This is a genomic window from Acetobacter lovaniensis, from assembly GCF_014207635.1.
GTDB classification, from domain to species: domain Bacteria; phylum Pseudomonadota; class Alphaproteobacteria; order Acetobacterales; family Acetobacteraceae; genus Acetobacter; species Acetobacter lovaniensis.
On the sequence record NZ_JACHIE010000011.1, the window covers coordinates 68,840 to 86,105 of the forward strand.

Genomic DNA, 17,266 nt, shown 5'->3' on the forward strand with positions numbered 1-17,266 from the left:
GGCAGGAATCAGACGATATCTCACGGCACCTCCCCTTCCCGCAGAAGATCAGCCGCCCACATGACATCACGCGCCTCGAACCAGGCGGGCAGGAACCCAACCCGCCCGTGCTCCGCCAGCACCCGATCGATCAGCCTGTGGTCGTCCTTGCCGGAGGCCGCGCACAGCGCCAGGGCGACAGGGCCGAGCCCCAGTTCGAACAGCCGGTTCCCCCGCTGGGTCTGGCAGTAATATTCCCGCTTGGATGCCGCGCGGGCGATGATGGCGATCTGCCGGTCATTCAGCCCGAAGTCGCGATAGATGGCCGCGATCTGTGGCTCGATCGCCCGTTCGTTGGGCAGGAAGATCCGGGTCGGGCAGCTTTCCACCACGGCAGGCGCAATGCGGGAATTGGCGATATCGGACAGCGACTGGGTGGCGAAAATCACCGATGCGTTCTTCTTGCGCAGCGTCTTTAGCCACTCTCGGAGCTGGCCGGCAAAGTCCCCGTCATCCAGCACCAGCCAGCCTTCGTCGATGACCAGCAGCGTCGGCCTCCCGTCCAGTCGCCCTTCGATGCGGTGGAACAGGTACGACAGAACGAATGATGCCGCGCTGGAGCCGATCAGCCCTTCGGTCTCGAACACCACGACATCGGCGTCACCCAGACGTTCGGCGTCTGCATCGAGCAGGCGGCCATAAGGACCACCGAGGCAGTATGGGGCCAGAGCCTGCTTCAAAGCGTTGGATTGAAGCAGTGCTACCAGCCCGGACAATGTACGTTCCGGCACAGGCGACGATGCCAGGGAATTCAGCGCCGACCAGAGGTGAGACTTCACCTCGGGGGTCAGCGTTACCCCTTCACCGACAAGGATCTGCCCCAGCCATTCACTGGCCCATTTGCGCTCGTCGGGATCGTCAATCTGTGCCAGCGGCTGAAGGGAAACGGCGGAATGCCCATCGCCCTCGTCCGTCAGCCCGCCTCCAAGATCGTGCCAGTCCCCGTCCATCGCCATCGTCGCCGCACGCATGGACCCGCCGAAATCGAAGGCAAAAATCTGCGATCCCGCATAACGCCGGAACTGGAGCGCCATCAGCGCTAGCAGGACAGATTTGCCAGCTCCTGTCGGTCCTGCGATCAGCGTGTGGCCGACATCGCCGACATGGAGCGAGAAACGAAACGGTGTAGCGCCCGCCGTCCTGCCGTAGAAAAGAGGCGGGGCGTTGAAGTGGGTGTCGCGCTCCGGTCCAGCCCACACCGCTGACAGCGGAATCATATGCGCCAGGTTCAACGTCGAGACGGGTGGCTGGCGCACATTGGCATAGATATGGCCGGGAAGAGAGCCGAGCCATGCCTCCACGGCGTTGAGGCTTTCCGCCATGCAAGTGAAGTCGCGGCCCTGGATGATCTTTTCGACCAAACGGAGTTTTTCTGTAGCGATGGAAGCGGAACCATCCCAGACCGTTACCGTGGCGGTGATGTAGGCCTGCCCGACGTCATCAGCACCGAGGGACTGCAAGGCAAGGTCCGCATCCGCCGCCTTGTTGGCGGCGTCGTTATCCACCAGAACCGACGCCTCGTTGGTCATCACCTCCCGAACAATCGCCGTAATGCTCTTGCGCTTTGCGAACCACTGGCGACGGATTTTTATCAGCACTTTCGTCGCATCCGTCTTGTCCAGCAGGATCGCGCGGGTGGACCAGCGATAGGGCATCGCCAGCCGGTTCAGGTCATCCAGGATTCCGGGAAAGGTCCGCGACGGGAAACCGGTGATCGTCAGCGTTTTCAGGAAGGCATCGCCGAGTTTTGGCTCCAACCCGCCCGAAAGCGGCTGATCGACCAGCAGCGCGTCAAGATGCATAGGGATTTCCGGCACCCGGACACGCTGGTTCCGCGTCGAAATGGTCGAATGTAAATAGGTCAGCGTCTCACCGTCATTGAGCCAGGTGGCCTCGGGCATGAAACCGTCCAGCAACGCCAGCATCCGGTCGGAGCGATCCACGAACGCATGGAGCATGCCGTGTGGGTCCGGCCCTTCGCGCTCCCTGCCCTCGAACAGGAACCGGGCAGCGCGATCAGATGATTCCGCCGGTGGCAGCCAGACAAGGGTCAGAAAATACCGGCTCACGAAATGTGCGCCCTCATCCTCGAACTGCTCACGCCGTTCCAGATCGACCATGTGCGAGGCGGCATCCGGAAAATCGCTCTCGGGATAGAGTGTGGCCGGGACGCGCTGCGCCTCGACGAACACCGCCCATCCGGAGCCCAGACGGCGGAGATTACTGTTGAGCCGTGCGGTGACACCGACCAGTTCGGCGGGCGTGGCGCTGTCCATATCGGGGCCACGGATGCGCGCCGTGCGCTGGAAACTGCCGTCCTTGTTCAGGACCACACCCTTTTCGACCAGCGCGGCCCAGGGCAGGAAATCAGATAGAAGGGCACTGCGATTACGGTACTCGCCAAGGGACATCATGGCCGATCTCCCCTATGCCCGCAGCCAGGCGGGATAGCGGAGATGCCGCCGCCCGACCTCGGTGAACAGCGGATCGCGTTTCGCGCCCCAGAGCGCCAGCCCGTGGCCGACGATCCAGAAGGCGGCCCCGATCAGCCAGAGACGCAGGCCGAGTGTTATGGCCGCCGCCAGCGTGCCATTGGCGATGGCCACGGCACGGGGAGCGCCACCCAACAGGATCGGGTCGGTCAGGGAGCGATGCACCGGGACATGAAAGCCCGGCACCGCGTCATCGTCGTATCCCGCCATCAGATCAGCGCCCCGCCCGAGAAGGAGAAGAACGACAGGAAGAAGCTGGACGCCGCAAAAGCGATCGACAGGCCGAAGACGATCTGGATCAGGCGGCGGAACCCACCCGATGTTTCCCCGAACGCCAGGGTCAGACCCGTGACCGTGATGATGATCACCGAGATAATCTTGGCGACCGGTCCCTGCACGGATTGCAGGATCTCGTTCAGGGGCGTTTCCCACGGCATGTCCGACCCGGACGCCAGGGCCGAGGAACACCATGCGACCGAAAGCAGCAACATGGCGGAAATGGCGGGCGCGTGCCGACGCACGCGGATTATGGCATGGGTCATTGGGAATCTCCCGAATTCTGGAAGGGATGAATGCGATAGGCGCCGGTGGCGGGATCGAGCCCGTCCACGGTGGCGAGTTCGGAGAGCCGGCGGGCATTGCCTCGCCCGGACAGGACAGCGATCACGTCGATGGTGTCCGCGATCATGGCGCGTGGCACCGTTACCACCGCTTCCTGGATCAGTTGTTCGAGACGGTAGAGAGCGGCGAGCACTGATCCCGCATGCAGCGTACCGATGCCGCCCGGATGGCCGGTGCCCCATGCCTTGACCAGATCAAGGGCTTCGGCACCACGCACCTCACCGATGGGAATACGGTCGGGACGCAGGCGCAGACCGGACCGGACGAGATCCGACAGCGTGATGACCCCTTCGCGGGTCCGCAGGGCAATGAGATTGGGCGCCATGCATTGCAACTCGCGCGTGTCCTCGATCAGGACGACGCGATCGCCGGTTTTCGCGACCTCGGCCAGCAGGGCGTTGACCAGCGTGGTCTTGCCCGTGGATGTGCCGCCTGCGACCAGGATGTTCTTCCGTTCCGAAACAGCGCGGCGCAGAGACACCGCCAGCCCTTCTGTCATGATCCCGGCGGCGACATAGTCATCGAGGGTGAACACCGCGACGGCGGGCTTGCGGATCGCGAAACTGGGGGCCGTCACCACGGGCGGCAGCAATCCCTCGAACCGTTCGCCGGTTGGCAACTCGGCCGAGACACGGGGCGCACCCTCATGCACCTCAGCCCCGACGTGGTGTGCAACCAGACGCACGATGCGCTCGGCGTCGGCAGGTGTGATGGTTTCGCCCGTGTTGGCCATGCCCTCTGACAGCCGATCGATCCACAGCCGCCCATCGGGATTAAGCATGACCTCGACCACAGAGGGATCGGCAAGGTGCCGGGCAATCGCCGGCCCCATCGCTGTGCGCAGCATGGACACGCCGCGCACTCTGGCCCCTTCATGGATGACGGAAACCGACATGACCTTCCCCCGTATGGGCCGCACGCGACGGACGAACAGCGACGGGGATCATTAAGAAAGGCTGGAAACAGCGCGTTTCAACAAGAATTCAGAGGTCGTAGAACGGCGGCGAAACACAGGGCAAAAATACTTGCGGGGTGCGGATTTTACGCCTCCGGTTCATCCCGTGCGCCGGGGTCCAAAACATCCTCCGGGATTTCCTGCTGGAGTCTTGGCCCCTGGGCCAGCCTACGGCCGAGGGCGGCGACAAAATTATCGTAGCGCACCCCGGCCTGCGCGCGCGCCGCCTTCGCGGCCGGTTCGGGCAGCGGCGGGGTCGTGGTCAGCCAGAAACGGATGAACAGCGCTAGTGTCTCCACCGTGATGCCGATATCGCGCTCCAGCCGCGCGAGACGTCGGTCCTGCCGGTCGAGGCGCTTCGATGTAGCAGCCTCGCGGCGCTCTTCCCCGTCGGGCGAGAGGAAGGAAGCAACGGCGGCCTCGACGATCAGCGACATCGGCTGCGCGCGTCGCGCGGCATAGGCAGATAGGGTCTTCATCACATCGGGATCGAGATAGACGGAGATCTGGGCCTTCTTTTTCGGTATCGCCATGTCTGCCTCACAGTCCAAGCTCATCGCCACGGTCGAGCGACGCCTGCCGGGCGATGCCGCGCCTGAGATCGTTCATCCGGTTGTTGCGGGGCGCGATGTCGTCGAACTCATCGACCGGATCGGGCGTGAACTCGTTCTCCATCGGCTCCTTTTTCTCGACAGTGCCTTCGTCCAGTTCGGGCTGATGGCGTCGGGCGGACTGCTTCGGGTCTTCTTCCTCATCGTCCCCTGTCCGCGTTTCGGCCGCCGCATCGGGTGCCGGCGGCCTGGGCGGCAGGGGACGGCTACTCCAGTCGTCCGGGCACCCATCCTTCGGGGGCGTAGGCTTTGGCGGCGGCAGAATGCGTTCCTGGAAGCGCGCATCCTCGAAGTAACGGGCCTTCTTCGCACGGATCGGATAGAGGCCGGAGGCCATGACGATCTCATCCGCTGGCGGGAGCTGCATGACTTCTCCCGCCGTCAGCAGCGGGCGTGCCGTCTCCGAGCGCGAAACCATCAGATGGCCCAGCCAGGGCGAAAGACGGTGGCCCGCGTAGTTCTTCATCGCCTTCATCTCGGTGGCGGTCCCGAGCGCGTCGGAGACACGTTTTGCCGTCCGTTCGTCGTTGGTGGCGAAGCTCACCCGGACATGACAGCTGTCGAGGATCGAATTGTTCGGCCCGTAGGCCCGCTCGATCTGGTTGAGGGACTGGGCGATCAGGAAGCTCTTGATCCGGTAGCCCGCCATGAAGGCCAGCGCCGATTCAAAGAAATCCAGCCGCCCGAGGGCCGGGAATTCGTCGAGCATCAGCAGCACACGTCGCCGCCGCGCCGCGGCATCAAGGTCTTCCGTCAGGCGCCGGCCGATCTGGTTCAGCACCAGACGGATCAGTGGCTTGGTGCGGCTGATGTCCGACGGCGGCACGGTCAGGTAGAGCGTCACCGGGCGATCGGCGCCGACAATGTCGGCGATGCGCCATTCGCAGCGCCGCGTCACTTCCGCGACCACTGGATCGCGATAGAGGCCGAGGAAGGACATGGCGGTGGACAGCACACCCGAGCGCTCGTTGGGGGATTTGTTCAGCAACTCGCGCGCGGCCGAGGCCACGACGGGATGCGGACCGGCGTCACCGAGATGCTTCGTCCGCATCATCGCTGACAGCGTGGTGGCGATGGGGCGCTTCGGGTCCGACAGGAAATTGGCGACACCGGCCAGGGTCTTGTCGGGCTCGGCGTAGAGGACGTGCAGGATGGCGCCGACCAGCAGGGAGTGCGAAGTCTTCTCCCAATGGTTGCGCTTCTCCAGGCTGCCCTCCGGGTCGACGAGGATATCGGCGACGTTCTGGGCATCACGGACTTCCCACTCCCCACGCCGGATCTCCAGCAACGGGTTGTAGGCCGCGGAGGCTGCATTGGTTGGATCGAACAGCACGACGTGGCCGAAACGGGCGCGGAATCCCGCCGTCAGTTCCCAGTTCTCACCCTTGATGTCGTGGACGATGGCCGAACCGGGCCAGGTCAGGAGCGTGGGGATGACCATGCCGACACCCTTGCCGCTGCGCGTTGGTGCAAAGGTCAGGACGTGCTCTGGCCCGTCATGCCGCAGGTACTCTCGACGATAGCGGCCTAGTACCACGCCGTCGGGGTCAAGCAAACCGGCCTGGGCGATCTCCTTGGCGTCAGCCCAACGGGCCGAGCCATATGTCTCGATCCGCTTCGCCTCGCGCGCCCGCCAGACCGAGAGGCCGATCGCAGTAAGCGCAGCCAGGATGCCGCCCGACGCGGCGATATAGGCACCCCGTGCGAAGACCTCCGGCGCATAGGCGTCATACGCATACCACCACCAGAAGAACGCGGGCGGCAAGTAGAATGGAAACCGCAGGATTATGAACCAGGGTCGCCCGAGTTCGGCCTGGAAGGCCAGCTTCCAAGCGATCCATTCGGTCGCAGCCCACATGGTCAGCAGGATGATCGCCAAGACGACGATGATCTGCCCCCAAAGAATCTTGGTGCCCGACATCGGGAGCCCTCCCTTTTAGAGGAGGAAGGAACGGCGGATTCCTGCGTTCAAGTGCTTTTAAGCGTTGTTCGCAGCCGGGCAAACCAGAGCGAAAAAATACTTGCGCTGTGCGGACAAGGTCCGCCCAGCCGATCCTGGGACACACCGGTAGCAGGCGATTCGGACATAGGGCTGAGCTTCAAAAGCACGGTGACGGCAATGACAATGAGGAATGGACGATCGGCAGCGCAGCCTGCCTTCGGATGGAAAATATGTGAAAAATCATAGTATTATTGCACAAAGAGACTTTTCATTTCTCTGGGAAAGAATAACAGAGTGCTGTGCCTTGTGAAGGCCGTGTTGGCCGGCGCCTGAAATGCTGCGACTTCATTAACCAATACTCTGTTGGTTTCCAAAATTCTTGTTGAATTGACGGATATACATCGCGAAGGTGCTGTGCGCACGTGTGCTTACGGAGGGTGACACGGGGATATCCCATGTGTTATTCTGAAATCGGCGTGTCGAAACGCTTTTTGCAACTGGGCGGCCTCCTATGTCGGGTGGCCTGCCGAATAGAACACCCGGACCTATGGTCCTGCGGTGAACAGCCTTGGCTGTTCTCAGCAGGGGAATAGGCAGGAGGTGGCTACGCCCAGTGCAAAACACCTTTCGACCCGCCCGACGCCAGGCGGGTAACGGGGAGTCACGCCCTCAATTCGCTTCCGTCGTCGTCATGTCGTGCGAGGCGGAGAGCGGATTGGCGATAGAAAAAGATGACGAAATTTCCAATGCGTGTTGTGCGTCAGACATGGCAGACGCCTTGATCCGTTCCTTCGGATGGAGTGGAGCGTGGAACAAAGCTCATGCGCATGTGTTGCGATGTGTTGAGGCGGGTCATAGAGACAGCGCGCAATTCTGGATGAATGTACGAAATATCGTGGATCACCTCACGACGTTGGGGCCGCAGGACCGTGACTTAATTCACTGAACGGTCATAGAAAGTATTCGGAGATGGACATCGATTCTGAGGATCAGATAGTCAAATTCTGGATAAAACAGCATCTTCGCGCGCGGTTTGGCAGCATTATCAATGAGGCCGTTCCTGATGCACTTCTATGTCTTCTTCATGGATCGAACGCGTGTACAGATTTTGAAATTACTGATGATCGGCCGGATCCTGACGGACCGACATCTACCGCACAGGAAGGTTAGTGTGGGATTCAAACGCCATGGTTGGCGACAACGGTGAAATGACATAGACAGAAGAGAACATCGGACATCATGCAGGTGAGGTCTTCGGCCTCTGTCTCTCCATGGGAAAGGACTGAAAATGCGCATCAGCGGCATATCTTCGATTATCGGCAATGCGACACAATCCTCATCAGGAGCCGCAACAGAAAAGACAGGAATTCTGCAATCTTCGTCCCTTGACTTCAGCAACATTTCCGCATCGAACCTGCAAGACGTGAATGCAGAACTTTATGATCAGGGGAAAATTACTCTCCGTCAAAGCGGTGAACTCTCACTACTGGACGGATGGGCACTCCAAGGCGTCAATGGCGGCCAGCTTCGCCAGTCATCCACCGGCAATCTCAATGCCTATTCCTTGCTTGATACAATGATCAACTATCAGGAAACGAACGGCATCGGCGATGTGAAAGATACGGTTGCGTCCCTCAAGGCATTGCGCAGCACTCTCGCAGAGTACGATACGAACAATCAGAATAAAACGACAGTCGTCGCGTGAGATTTCTTTATCCGCAGGGATATCGGATCGTGTGAAGTGCCTAAAGTTCGTGGTTGATAGCAAGTTCTATGCTGGCCGCTGCGCGCGGCAAACGGACGGTCGTAGTCGCGCCCCGGCCGCCGGAATATCCATTCAGTTCTTCGTTAATCGGACATCCTGTGTCGGCGACGCAAGCCAGGCCGCCAGTTGCCTGACCATAGATCGTGCGACGCGGCCTGCCCCCAGCAGGGTGGCGCATGCGGGGCCGCACCAGGATCCATAACCCAGCAGCCAGAGACGTGGCTCCCTGACGGCCTGCTGTCCGTTAACGCGAATCAGCCCGTCCGGCTCGATCACGTCGAGCGGCGCAAATGCGGAGAGCGCGGGTCGGAAGCCGGTACACCAGATGATCGCGTCGATGGCTTCTTCCCGCCCGTCGGGCCAGACGACGCCCGTTGCGGTCATACGTACAAACGGGCGCACCGCGTGGAGCACGCCTCGCTCCATGGCGGCGCGCACAGGTGGTACCATGACGATATCGCCAAAACCGCCGGCAGGCATGGCCGACGGGCCGCCGAGAACGCGAGCGGTCGCCCGCTCGAACAGAACCCGTCCATCCACGTCATCGGGCAAGAAGACGGGGTCATGCAGCGTGACCCATGTTGCCTGGGCGACAAGCGACATCTCCGCCAGGATCTGCGCCCCGGAATTGCCGCCTCCCACCACAAGCACACGCCGGCCAGCAAAGGGCGCGGCATTCCGGTAATGGCTGGAATGGAGTTGCGTCGCGCCAAAGAGGTCATGCCCCGCGACATCGGGAATGAAAGGGGCTGACCACGTACCGGTCGCCCCGATAACCGCACGGCTGAGGAAATCACCTGTGTTCGTCCGGACATTCAGGAGTTTTCCTTCCGCGCGCTCCACGCGATCGACCGATACGGGGCGGTGGATCGGCGGCGCATAGCGCGCCTCATACCGGTACAGATAGTCCAGCACCTCGTCGCGGGTGGGGTAGCTGCCATCGGGCGTGTCGGGCATCGGCCAGCCGGGCAGTGAACTGTAGGACGCGGGTGAAAACAGATGCAGGGAGTCCCAGCCGTGGACCCATGCCCCTCCCGCCTGCGTCCCGTTGTCCAGAATGACGTAGGTCAGCCCGGTCCGGCGCAGGAAATAGGACGCGGCGAGCGCTGCCTGACCGCCGCCCACGATCACGACATCGAACGGTTCCGCCATTGCCCGGCTCACAGACTTTCCGGGAGACGAAATTCCGCCTTGCGTTCACTGTAGCGATCCACGAGGTAGTCGGCCCGGTCGCGCAAAAGCCATGTGAACTTCACCAACTCTTCCATGACATCCACCATCCGGTCATAGAGGGGGGACGGCTTCATCCGGTCATCGTCACCGAACTGCGTATAGGCCATTGGCACGCTGGACTGGTTGGGGATGGTAAACATCCGCATCCACCGGCCCAGCACCCGCAGGGCATTGACGGAATTGAAGCTCTGCGATCCGCCCGAGACCTGCATGACCGCCAGCGTGCGGCCCTGCGTCGGGCGGATCGAGCCTTCGGTGAGGGGCAACCAGTCGATCTGGTTTTTGAATACTGCCGTCATGTTGCCGTGCCGTTCAGGGCTGCACCAGACCTGGCCTTCCGACCAGATTGAGAGGTCCCGCAGTTCCTGCACTTTCGGATGGGTCGCAGGCACGGAATCCGCTACCGGCAGGCCGGTCGGGTCGAACACCCGTGTCTCGGCCCCCAGCACCTTCAGGATGCGTTCTGCCTCAAGCACCAGCAACCGGCTGAAGGATCGGGGACGCAAAGAGCCGAAGAGCAGAAGGATACGCGGCGGATGGTCCACACGCGGTTGCGGTTCCAGCCGCGCGAGATCGACCCGTTCAAGATATTCGGGGTGGAGGGCCGGCAAGTCAGGTTCAGTCATTGTGATATCGGTCCATTCGTGCATTACAGGTGGCTGATCCAGGGCAGCCACAGGGCCAACGCCGCGAGCGTGACCAGCAGGACAGGCGGGGTGATCGCCAGTCCGACTTTCATATACTGCCCCCATGTGACCCGATGCTTCTTGGATGCCAGCACATGCAGCCATAGCAACGTGGCGAGACTGCCGATCGGGGTGAATTTGGGGCCGAGGTCACAGCCGATGACATTGGCATAGACCATCAGGTCGCGAGTCAGCGGTGTGATGTCGTGAGCCTGCTGGATCGCCAGCGCCCCCACCAGCACGCTCGGCATGTTGTTCATGACCGACGAGAGAAGGGCCGCCAGAAAGCCGGTGCCGATCGTGGCCGTGAATGTTCCCTGATGGCCGAGCCAGACCAGCGCGGTCGCGAGATAGTCAGTCAGCCCGGCATTGCGCAGGCCATACACCACCAGATACATGCCCAGCGAGAAGATCACGATCTGCCACGGCGCGCCGCGCAGCACTGTACGGACCGGAATGACGTGTCCCCGCCCGGCGACGATCAGGAGAGCCCCAGCCGCAAGACCTGCCACGATGCAGACTGGGATATGGAACGGGGCGGTCAGGAAATACGCGGCCAGGACCAGCGCCAGCAATGGGAACGCGGCGCGGAACACGGCATGATCCCGGATCGCCGTGGCCGGGGCGGGGAGTTCGGCCACGGGATAAGTCGCCGGTACCTGCCGCCGGTACCGCAGCCAAAGCACCGCCAGCGTCGCGCCCAGCGCCACCAGATCGACAGGGACCATGATCGCGGCATAGCGATCGAACGCAATGCCAAAGAAATTGGCGCTGACGATGTTCACCAGGTTGGAGATGACAAGCGGCAGGCTGGTGGTATCCGCGACGAAGCCAGTGGCGATAATAAAGGCCAGCGCCGCAGCAGGACTGAGGCGAAGCTGCGTGAGGATGGCGATGACAATGGGCGTGAGCAGCAAGGCCGCGCCGTCATTGGCGAACACAGCCGCAATGGCCGCTCCCAGCACCACGATCAGCGGGAATAGCGTCCGGCCTCGCCCCTTGCCCCAGCGCACGACGTGCAGGGCGGCCCAATGGAAGAACCCGGCCTCATCCAGCAACAGCGAGATGACGATCAGCGCGATAAAGGTGAAGGTCGCGTCCCAGACGATGTGCCAGACGACAGGAATGTCGTGCCAGTGGATCACGCCAGCCGCCAGGGCCACGGCGGCACCTGTCATGGCGCTCCAGCCGATGCCCAGCCCCCGAGGCTGCCAGATGACAAAAACCAGCGTGGCAACGAAAAGCAGAAGAGCCAGCATCAGGAGATCCGCTTTCCGGATTCATCGACGATCTTCTCGCCGTCCTCTTTGACGAAAGCGCCTCGCTGCGGGTTGGGCAGGATGTCCAGTACCGCCTCGGACGGACGGCAGAGCGCAACACCGAGCGGGGTGACGACGATCGGCCGGTTCATCAGGATTGGATGCGCCATCATGGCGTCGATCAGGTCGTCATCGGTCAGGGATGGATTGTCGAGGCCAAGCGCATCATAGGGCGTGCCCTTGCGCCGCAGGAGATCGCGAACCGAGATTCCCATGCGCGTGATGAGACTGACCAGTTCGGCGCGCGATGGCGGAGTTTTGAGGTATTCGATGATGGTCGGCTCGATCCCGGCATTGCGGATCAGGGCAAGTGTATTGCGCGATGTGCCGCAATCCGGGTTGTGATAGATCGTAACGCCGGTTGTCTCGGTGCCAATGTCGCGCAATTTCGTCACCAGACTGGCAGTCTCAAGCTTGGCGATCGGCAACGCGACAAGCAGGGAAATACGATTCTTCAGACCCTTGAACGCCGAGACGAACGCGCGTTCCCGGTCGGCATCGGTTCCCGAAACACTACTCGGATCGGGAATGCCCCAATGGGCCGTGATGGGTTTTCCTGGCCATACCGGACAGACTTCTCCTGCGGCGTCATCGCAGACGGTAAAAACGAAATCCATAACGGGAGCGTTCGCAACAGCGAACTCATCCCAGGGCTTGGAACGCAGCCCCTCGGTCGGGTAGTCGAAGCTCGTCAGTACTTTCAAGGCGAGAGGATTGACCTGCCCCTTGGGATGGCTTCCGGCGGAGAAGACTCTGAAATGGCCGGCACCATCCTTGCGCAGGATGCTCTCGGCCAAGATTGAACGTGCGGAATTACCCGTACACAGAAACAAGACATTGAAGACGCGATCGGTCATTGGGGGGCTCACTCGGATGGGCAGCAGGAGGACAGTTCTGCAACCAGTGGCTCACAGAGTTCGGGGCTTCGCCCGCAGCAGTCCTTGACGAGAAACAGCATCAGTTCCCGCAGGCGCGGCAGGCAGGCACGATAGACAATCACACGGCTATGGCGCTGCGAGGTCAGCAGGCCAGCCCGCGTCAGGGTGGCGAGATGGGCCGAGATCGTGTTCTGCGGGACATTGAGATGCCGCGCGACGTCTCCGGCCGGCAGCCCGTCCGGTTCGTGGCGCACCAGCAGGCGGAAGATTTCCAGTCGCGTGGATTGCGACAGTGCGCTCAGGGCTGATAGGCTCGATTCGGTATCCATATATCCTTACTCACGGATATATGGAATATTGTCAAACCCCTTTCGCCCGATGGACCGTTCCTGTCGCCGGATTGCTCAGCGTCATTGCCGATTTCCGACTGGCTGCTTTCCCGACATCGGCCATTCATCATTCTCTATTCCACTGATGGCGGGCCGGCGGGACCGCGCATCACACGGACGCTCGACGATGCCGCCGTCAAGCTTGGGCCTTTGCCTGCCATGATCGCCGATCGGGTGCGTCGCTGCACCCGCCGCGTTGATCGGTGCGTCCAACGTTTTCGGGCTGGCCGTCGCTGCCGCGATCAGCCTGTTCGGCCTGGGCTCGGGCGCTGCGCTCGCGATCGTCGTGGGTGTGCTCGTCGAGGTCCCGGTTATGCTTTCGGTCGTTGGACTCGTGAAGCGCACGCGACTCTGGTATGAGGTGCGTTCAGCCGTCTGAGGGTGCGGCTGACGGGGTCACCTCGGCGAGGGTTTCGAGCAGCGGGCAGCCGCTATTGTCGCCGCGTTCGCAGGCCTGCACCGCCCTCGTCAGCACGCTCGCCATCCGTTCGAGGTCGGCAAGCTTCGAGCGCACTTCTGCCAGATGGTCCTTTGCCAGATCGTGCGCTTGCTGGCACGACTGCGCGCCACCCTCAGCCAGCGTCAAAAACGTCCGGATCGCCTCGATCGAGAAGCCGAGTTCACGGGCTCGGCGAACGAAGCTCAGACGGCGCACGTCGCCTGCACCGTAATGGCGATAACGCCCGCGTCGGATCGGGACAGGAAGCACGCCGATCCGCTCATAATAGCGGATCGTCTCGATGTTGCAGCCGGTTTGGCGTGAGAGTTCGCCGATCGGTATCGTTTCTGAAGCCGGCATGAAGATTCCGCTTGAGTCTGTAGTTGCTACAGATGGTATCGCTCGGTTCGGTCACGCACAAGGATTCGTATGTCGCAACCTCTTCAACCCCGCCCCAAGGGTATCGGTGCCGCCTCCCTCACACTCGGCGGGATTGCGGCGGCATTCGCCGTCGCCTCGTGTTGCGCGCTCCCGATCCTGCTCACGTCAGCCGGACTCGGCGTCGCCTGGCTTTCCGGCATCGCGGTCGCAACTGCGCCCTTCCGCACGCCGCTTCTGATCGTCGGCGCGCTGTTCCTCCTGTTCGGTGCGGTCTTGCTCGGGCGGCAGCAGGTTGCGGCATCGCGTTGCGGACCGGACGGTGTCTGCACGCCGCCGGCGGTCCGGATATTCACCTTTGCTGGCCTGCTGGTCGGCGTCGTGCTGCTCTATCTTGGCTACCGTTATGCCTGACGCCGCGATCGAACTGCGCTCCACGCTCACCTGTCCACATTGTGGGCATCAGGCGACCGAGACCATGCCGACCAATGCGTGCCAGTTCTTCTACGACTGCAAGGGTTGCGGTATGGTGCTCAAGCCCAAGCCGGGCGATTGCTGCGTATTTTGTTCCTATGGAACCGTGTCGTGTCCGCCGGTCCAGGCCGACGGCAAGGATAGCTGCTGCCGTTGATTGGCAAGCCACCGCAAATCAGCGGCGTAGCACCTCAACCGCAATCAGCTTGATCCTGGGCCACAACAACGTCAGCCAGCACCATCATCGCGGTCGCGATGCCCAAGCGGAGTTATTATCGCTGGATCGAGCGTGGCGTGCTCGACGGTTGTCTGGCGACCCTGATCGGGGAAGTGGCCCGCCACAGCGCGCTGCAAGCCCGGCTTCGTCACGCTGCTCCATTCCATTTCGCCCCTGCGGGTGCAGCCCGCCGCTTCTGCGGGCCTCTCGGCTCGCTCTCGTCGCCCACCCCCGCCTCGCGGGAGGTTCATGGGGCTTTTTGGGCAGGGCCGGTGGCAGCGATGATTTTTTCTTCCGACCGCCGTTTGGGACTGGACTGTCAGGATATGTCGCCAGCAACTTCCTGTCCCTCGGCGCGTCTATCTTCAATCCAGGGGAATTTAACTGTCCTTATCGCTACGACGACTACAGTCCGAGCCCCCGGTTCCGGGTGAAGCTCCAGTCGATCCCGCCATCGTCGCGTGCGACGCCGGAGACGTGCTGGCCCCGCTGCTTCTCCAGCGACGGAGTCCATGGTACAAGCTGGAACTGGAGCCCATCATCGATCATCGCATAGCGGCCGGAGGCCAACGTCATGCGTTGACGATACGTGCCGGTGACATACTCACCCGAGGCCGACTGGCTGAACGCCCGGCCTGTCTCGCCGGCGAGCTGCTCTCCGACTTCCCGGACCTCGCGGTCCCTGAGTTTCCCGATCAGGTTGCGCGCAAGGACCACCCCCTGCGTCCGACGTTCGGCAAGACCCTGCTCAATCAGTTGCTCGGTCCGCCGCTCCATCGCCTCGCGCACTTCGGCACCGAAGCCACTCTGGCCTAGCGCCGCGGGATCGCGCGCCACTGCTTGCCGGTCGAGCCAGGTGGCCCCTCGCGCCGTCACCTGATCCTCAATCGACAGGTCAGAACGAACAGCCAGAGCAACGCGACGCTGCCCTTTCCTGTCATCGAAGGCGCGAAGCTCCACAACCGATCCCATGCTGCCATCACCGGTCGCATCGAGATCGGGAAAGCGGATATGATGCGTGCGGCCATCCACCCCGTCGATGACGGCGTAGGCAGTGCCTTTCAGTTCATCGTCCAGCCCGCGATCGACCAGCCTGCCGATGACGGGAACATCAAGGCTTTCACCCCCCAGCACATAGCTCGACGCGCTCCGCTCGATGCCGCGCTCGGTCAGGGAGCGGTGGATACGCTTGATGATGTCGCCGCGCTCCCCGAGTTCGCGGAGCGTCACCTCGGCGGATTCATCCAGCATCCATTGTCCCTGACCGACCTGATGGGCGAGGCCAAGCCCTTCCAGGCTGCGCAGGCGCCCGACCTTCAGGGCCTCGAACGGATCAGGCTGCCGATCCGGCGCTGGCGCCATGTCGATGATGCCGTTGCGGCCCGCGTCGCGGGCAAGTTGCCGGTCAAGCTGGGTCCAGTGCTCGGCATCGACCTGGCGTTCGAGTGCGCGGTGAATTTCGACGTCATTGCGCGGCCCGAGTTCCTGCGTCACCAGATCCTGGGCGCGGGCGCGCAGGCCCTCGCGGATGTAATCGCGGGAGATCACGAGATCGCTGCCATCTTCGGCCACGCCGCGCACGAGGATATGGACATGGGGGTGCTGGGTGTTCCAGTGGTCCACCCCCACCCAGTCCAGTTTTGTGCCGAGGTCTTTCTCCATCTGCCCGACCAGCTCGCGGGCATAGCCCTTGAGGTCGGCCATGTCGGGCGCGTCCTCGGGTGAGACGATGAAACGGAAATGGTGACGGTCGTCCTCGCAGCGCTCGGCGAACGCCTTCGGGTCAGCATCGTCGATGCCAGGACCGAAGAGCCGCGCCTTTTCGCCGTCCTTCGTGACCCCTTCCCGGCGCAGGTAACGCAGATGGGCGGCGAGTGGCGCCTTGCGCCCGCTGTGGCGCACGACACGGGCCTTGACGGTCACGCGGCGGGCACGGCTGGTCAGCAGACGATTGGCCCTGGCTGCTGCGACGCGGCCACGCCCGAAGGACGAGCGGGAACCGCCGCCGCTGCGGCCCGATCGGAACCCACCGCCTCCGGCACGCTGGGCCGAGGCGAGGGCCTGGGCGACGAAGGGCTTGAGCCGCTGGGCGCGCGGCGAGCGGATGCGGCCCAGACGGGGCTGGAAATCATTCTCGCGGGCCATTGGCGCCCCGAATGTGCGAAAAAGGCCGGTGCAACAAGGAAAAGTAGGGTCGGAAAACATTGGAGGAGAGAGAGAAACATTGTGTAGGAAAGGTAAAAACGCTGGAAAACCAACACCCCAACCGAGGCGCAATGTGCGCCCTTTTATCTCGCCTCTTCTTTGCCCAGACCCAGTGCGCCCCCTGATCCCTGCTACGATCCCTCATGAGAAACGCTGGACCACGCCAGACCACGATGATGCGCTGACCTGCGACCGGCTGCGAATGGGCGGTAAGCAGAGGCGGATTCGGCATGGTCATGGTGCCGGCTCCCTGTCAGAAACCGTCACGAACAGGCCAGCGGAGTGCGGTGCAATAGGCGACAGATCGCGTGCGGTGATGTTGGCAGACGCATCGTTCGCGAGTGCGATAAAGATCGGCGCGCGCCTCCATGCCAGGGGATCGGGATGCACCGCCAGAAGCGGTATTGTGTCACCGTTCTGGCCGAGAAGAGGCAGAAGACCGGCGACATAGGCGAGTGTTTCGGGCGGCAACGGGCGATGCCGATCGCGGAAGTCCTCGTAGCGTCCCGGTCCGGCATTATAGGCTGCGAGATGGGGTGGTTGCCGTCCTCCCCGCACGGCATCGCAATGTGCCAGAATGGTCGTTGGAAGAAACGACTGCGCGAAAGGACGGCAGATGAAGG

The 17,266-nt window shown here is 62.4% G+C and carries 19 protein-coding genes and 1 pseudogene; 4 read left to right on the plus strand and 16 right to left on the minus strand.

The window, feature by feature from the left end; all coding sequences use genetic code 11:
* Positions 1-20: 20 nt before the first annotated feature.
* The 6 genes from trbE to HNR55_RS12030 all read right to left on the minus strand — a co-directional run bounded on the left by trbE (position 21) and on the right by HNR55_RS12030 (position 6,639).
* Positions 21-2,453, minus strand: a complete 2,433-nt coding sequence (trbE, locus tag HNR55_RS12005; protein ID WP_110912913.1) for a conjugal transfer protein TrbE — start codon at positions 2,451-2,453, stop codon at positions 21-23.
* A gap of 12 nt (positions 2,454-2,465) precedes the next feature.
* Positions 2,466-2,741 carry a VirB3 family type IV secretion system protein gene (locus tag HNR55_RS12010; RefSeq protein ID WP_062497114.1) on the minus strand — a complete coding sequence of 92 codons (276 nt, stop codon included), beginning with the start codon at positions 2,739-2,741 and terminating at the stop codon, positions 2,466-2,468.
* Positions 2,741-3,073: a TrbC/VirB2 family protein gene (locus HNR55_RS12015; RefSeq protein ID WP_035444205.1), complete on the minus strand. Its 333-nt coding sequence runs from the start codon at positions 3,071-3,073 to the stop codon at positions 2,741-2,743. Before HNR55_RS12015 ends, HNR55_RS12010 begins: the two co-directional genes overlap by 1 nt.
* Positions 3,070-3,999, minus strand: a complete 930-nt coding sequence (gene trbB, locus HNR55_RS12020) for a P-type conjugative transfer ATPase TrbB (RefSeq protein WP_031241578.1) — start codon at positions 3,997-3,999, stop codon at positions 3,070-3,072. Before trbB ends, HNR55_RS12015 begins: the two co-directional genes overlap by 4 nt.
* Positions 4,000-4,193: 194 nt before the next feature.
* Positions 4,194-4,640, minus strand: a complete 447-nt coding sequence (locus tag HNR55_RS12025; RefSeq protein ID WP_023979799.1) for a hypothetical protein — start codon at positions 4,638-4,640, stop codon at positions 4,194-4,196.
* 7 nt (positions 4,641-4,647) lie between these two features.
* Positions 4,648-6,639 (minus strand): conjugal transfer protein TraG, encoded by a 1,992-nt coding sequence (locus tag HNR55_RS12030; RefSeq protein ID WP_166115721.1) that lies wholly within the window; start codon positions 6,637-6,639, stop codon positions 4,648-4,650.
* A gap of 1,309 nt (positions 6,640-7,948) precedes the next feature.
* On the opposite strand from HNR55_RS12030, the gene HNR55_RS12035 reads away from it, so the two are divergent.
* Positions 7,949-8,365: a hypothetical protein gene (locus HNR55_RS12035; RefSeq protein WP_062497118.1), complete on the plus strand. Its 417-nt coding sequence runs from the start codon at positions 7,949-7,951 to the stop codon at positions 8,363-8,365.
* Between the two features lie 132 nt (positions 8,366-8,497).
* On the opposite strand, the gene HNR55_RS12040 is transcribed toward HNR55_RS12035, so the two are convergent.
* From HNR55_RS12040 to HNR55_RS12060, 6 genes and pseudogenes are all read right to left on the minus strand, one after another.
* Entirely contained in the window at positions 8,498-9,577 is a 1,080-nt protein-coding gene (locus HNR55_RS12040; protein ID WP_166115724.1) for an ArsO family NAD(P)H-dependent flavin-containing monooxygenase, read from the minus strand.
* Between the two features lie 8 nt (positions 9,578-9,585).
* Positions 9,586-10,284, minus strand: coding sequence for an arsenical resistance protein ArsH (gene arsH, locus HNR55_RS12045; protein ID WP_062497199.1), 699 nt, complete (start codon positions 10,282-10,284; stop codon positions 9,586-9,588).
* Positions 10,285-10,307: 23 nt separating this feature from the next.
* Complete coding sequence (locus HNR55_RS12050; protein WP_062497122.1) at positions 10,308-11,603, minus strand: arsenic transporter; 1,296 nt, start codon at positions 11,601-11,603, stop codon at positions 10,308-10,310.
* Positions 11,603-12,040, minus strand: a complete 438-nt coding sequence (gene arsC / locus HNR55_RS17015; protein ID WP_231100611.1) for an arsenate reductase (glutaredoxin) — start codon at positions 12,038-12,040, stop codon at positions 11,603-11,605. The genes HNR55_RS12050 and arsC overlap by 1 nt, the downstream gene beginning before the upstream one ends.
* 141 nt (positions 12,041-12,181) lie before the next feature.
* Positions 12,182-12,520 (minus strand): annotated as a pseudogene (locus HNR55_RS17020) (arsenate reductase ArsC); the annotation flags it as partial.
* A gap of 8 nt (positions 12,521-12,528) precedes the next feature.
* Positions 12,529-12,870, minus strand: coding sequence for an ArsR/SmtB family transcription factor (locus HNR55_RS12060; RefSeq protein ID WP_062497124.1), 342 nt, complete (start codon positions 12,868-12,870; stop codon positions 12,529-12,531).
* Positions 12,871-13,126: 256 nt separating this feature from the next.
* On the opposite strand from HNR55_RS12060, the gene HNR55_RS12065 reads away from it, so the two are divergent.
* On the plus strand, positions 13,127-13,309 hold the full coding sequence (locus HNR55_RS12065) for a hypothetical protein (RefSeq protein ID WP_062497126.1): 183 nt from the start codon (positions 13,127-13,129) through the stop codon (positions 13,307-13,309).
* On the opposite strand, the gene HNR55_RS12070 is transcribed toward HNR55_RS12065, so the two are convergent.
* Complete coding sequence (locus tag HNR55_RS12070; RefSeq protein ID WP_062497128.1) at positions 13,298-13,729, minus strand: MerR family transcriptional regulator; 432 nt, start codon at positions 13,727-13,729, stop codon at positions 13,298-13,300. The genes HNR55_RS12065 and HNR55_RS12070 overlap by 12 nt on opposite strands.
* Before the next feature lie 69 nt (positions 13,730-13,798).
* Between HNR55_RS12070 and HNR55_RS12075 the strand changes: the two genes are divergently transcribed.
* Both HNR55_RS12075 and HNR55_RS17195 read left to right on the plus strand, forming a co-directional pair.
* Positions 13,799-14,161: a mercuric reductase gene (locus HNR55_RS12075; protein WP_062497130.1), complete on the plus strand. Its 363-nt coding sequence runs from the start codon at positions 13,799-13,801 to the stop codon at positions 14,159-14,161.
* Positions 14,154-14,378: a GDCCVxC domain-containing (seleno)protein gene (locus HNR55_RS17195; RefSeq protein ID WP_081107315.1), complete on the plus strand. Its 225-nt coding sequence runs from the start codon at positions 14,154-14,156 to the stop codon at positions 14,376-14,378. The genes HNR55_RS12075 and HNR55_RS17195 overlap by 8 nt, the downstream gene beginning before the upstream one ends.
* Before the next feature lie 71 nt (positions 14,379-14,449).
* Here HNR55_RS17195 and HNR55_RS12080 read toward each other — a convergent pair whose 3' ends face one another.
* From HNR55_RS12080 to HNR55_RS12090, 3 genes are all read right to left on the minus strand, one after another.
* Complete coding sequence (locus HNR55_RS12080; RefSeq protein WP_155723214.1) at positions 14,450-14,590, minus strand: hypothetical protein; 141 nt, start codon at positions 14,588-14,590, stop codon at positions 14,450-14,452.
* Between the two features lie 253 nt (positions 14,591-14,843).
* A complete protein-coding gene (locus tag HNR55_RS12085) occupies positions 14,844-16,583 on the minus strand; it encodes a relaxase/mobilization nuclease domain-containing protein (RefSeq protein WP_010666219.1) in 1,740 nt (579 codons plus the stop codon).
* Positions 16,584-16,877: 294 nt separating this feature from the next.
* The coding region (locus tag HNR55_RS12090) for a lytic transglycosylase domain-containing protein (RefSeq protein ID WP_260400916.1) at positions 16,878-17,266 on the minus strand (389 nt) is incomplete at its 5' end.

Coding starts and splice junctions, on each gene's coding strand:
- HNR55_RS12070 (WP_062497128.1), bottom strand. CDS start 13,729: ATGCCGGCTTCAGAAACGATACCGATCGGCGAACTCTCACGCCAAACC.
- HNR55_RS12075 (WP_062497130.1), top strand. CDS start 13,799: ATGTCGCAACCTCTTCAACCCCGCCCCAAGGGTATCGGTGCCGCCTCC.
- arsH (WP_062497199.1), bottom strand. CDS start 10,284: ATGACTGAACCTGACTTGCCGGCCCTCCACCCCGAATATCTTGAACGG.
- HNR55_RS17195 (WP_081107315.1), top strand. CDS start 14,154: ATGCCTGACGCCGCGATCGAACTGCGCTCCACGCTCACCTGTCCACAT.
- trbE (WP_110912913.1), bottom strand. CDS start 2,453: ATGATGTCCCTTGGCGAGTACCGTAATCGCAGTGCCCTTCTATCTGAT.
- HNR55_RS12035 (WP_062497118.1), top strand. CDS start 7,949: ATGCGCATCAGCGGCATATCTTCGATTATCGGCAATGCGACACAATCC.
- trbB (WP_031241578.1), bottom strand. CDS start 3,999: ATGCTGCGCACAGCGATGGGGCCGGCGATTGCCCGGCACCTTGCCGAT.
- HNR55_RS12040 (WP_166115724.1), bottom strand. CDS start 9,577: ATGGCGGAACCGTTCGATGTCGTGATCGTGGGCGGCGGTCAGGCAGCG.
- HNR55_RS12015 (WP_035444205.1), bottom strand. CDS start 3,073: ATGACCCATGCCATAATCCGCGTGCGTCGGCACGCGCCCGCCATTTCC.
- HNR55_RS12025 (WP_023979799.1), bottom strand. CDS start 4,640: ATGGCGATACCGAAAAAGAAGGCCCAGATCTCCGTCTATCTCGATCCC.
- HNR55_RS12030 (WP_166115721.1), bottom strand. CDS start 6,639: ATGTCGGGCACCAAGATTCTTTGGGGGCAGATCATCGTCGTCTTGGCG.
- HNR55_RS12050 (WP_062497122.1), bottom strand. CDS start 11,603: ATGCTGGCTCTTCTGCTTTTCGTTGCCACGCTGGTTTTTGTCATCTGG.
- HNR55_RS12060 (WP_062497124.1), bottom strand. CDS start 12,870: ATGGATACCGAATCGAGCCTATCAGCCCTGAGCGCACTGTCGCAATCC.
- HNR55_RS12085 (WP_010666219.1), bottom strand. CDS start 16,583: ATGGCCCGCGAGAATGATTTCCAGCCCCGTCTGGGCCGCATCCGCTCG.
- HNR55_RS12010 (WP_062497114.1), bottom strand. CDS start 2,741: ATGGCGGGATACGACGATGACGCGGTGCCGGGCTTTCATGTCCCGGTG.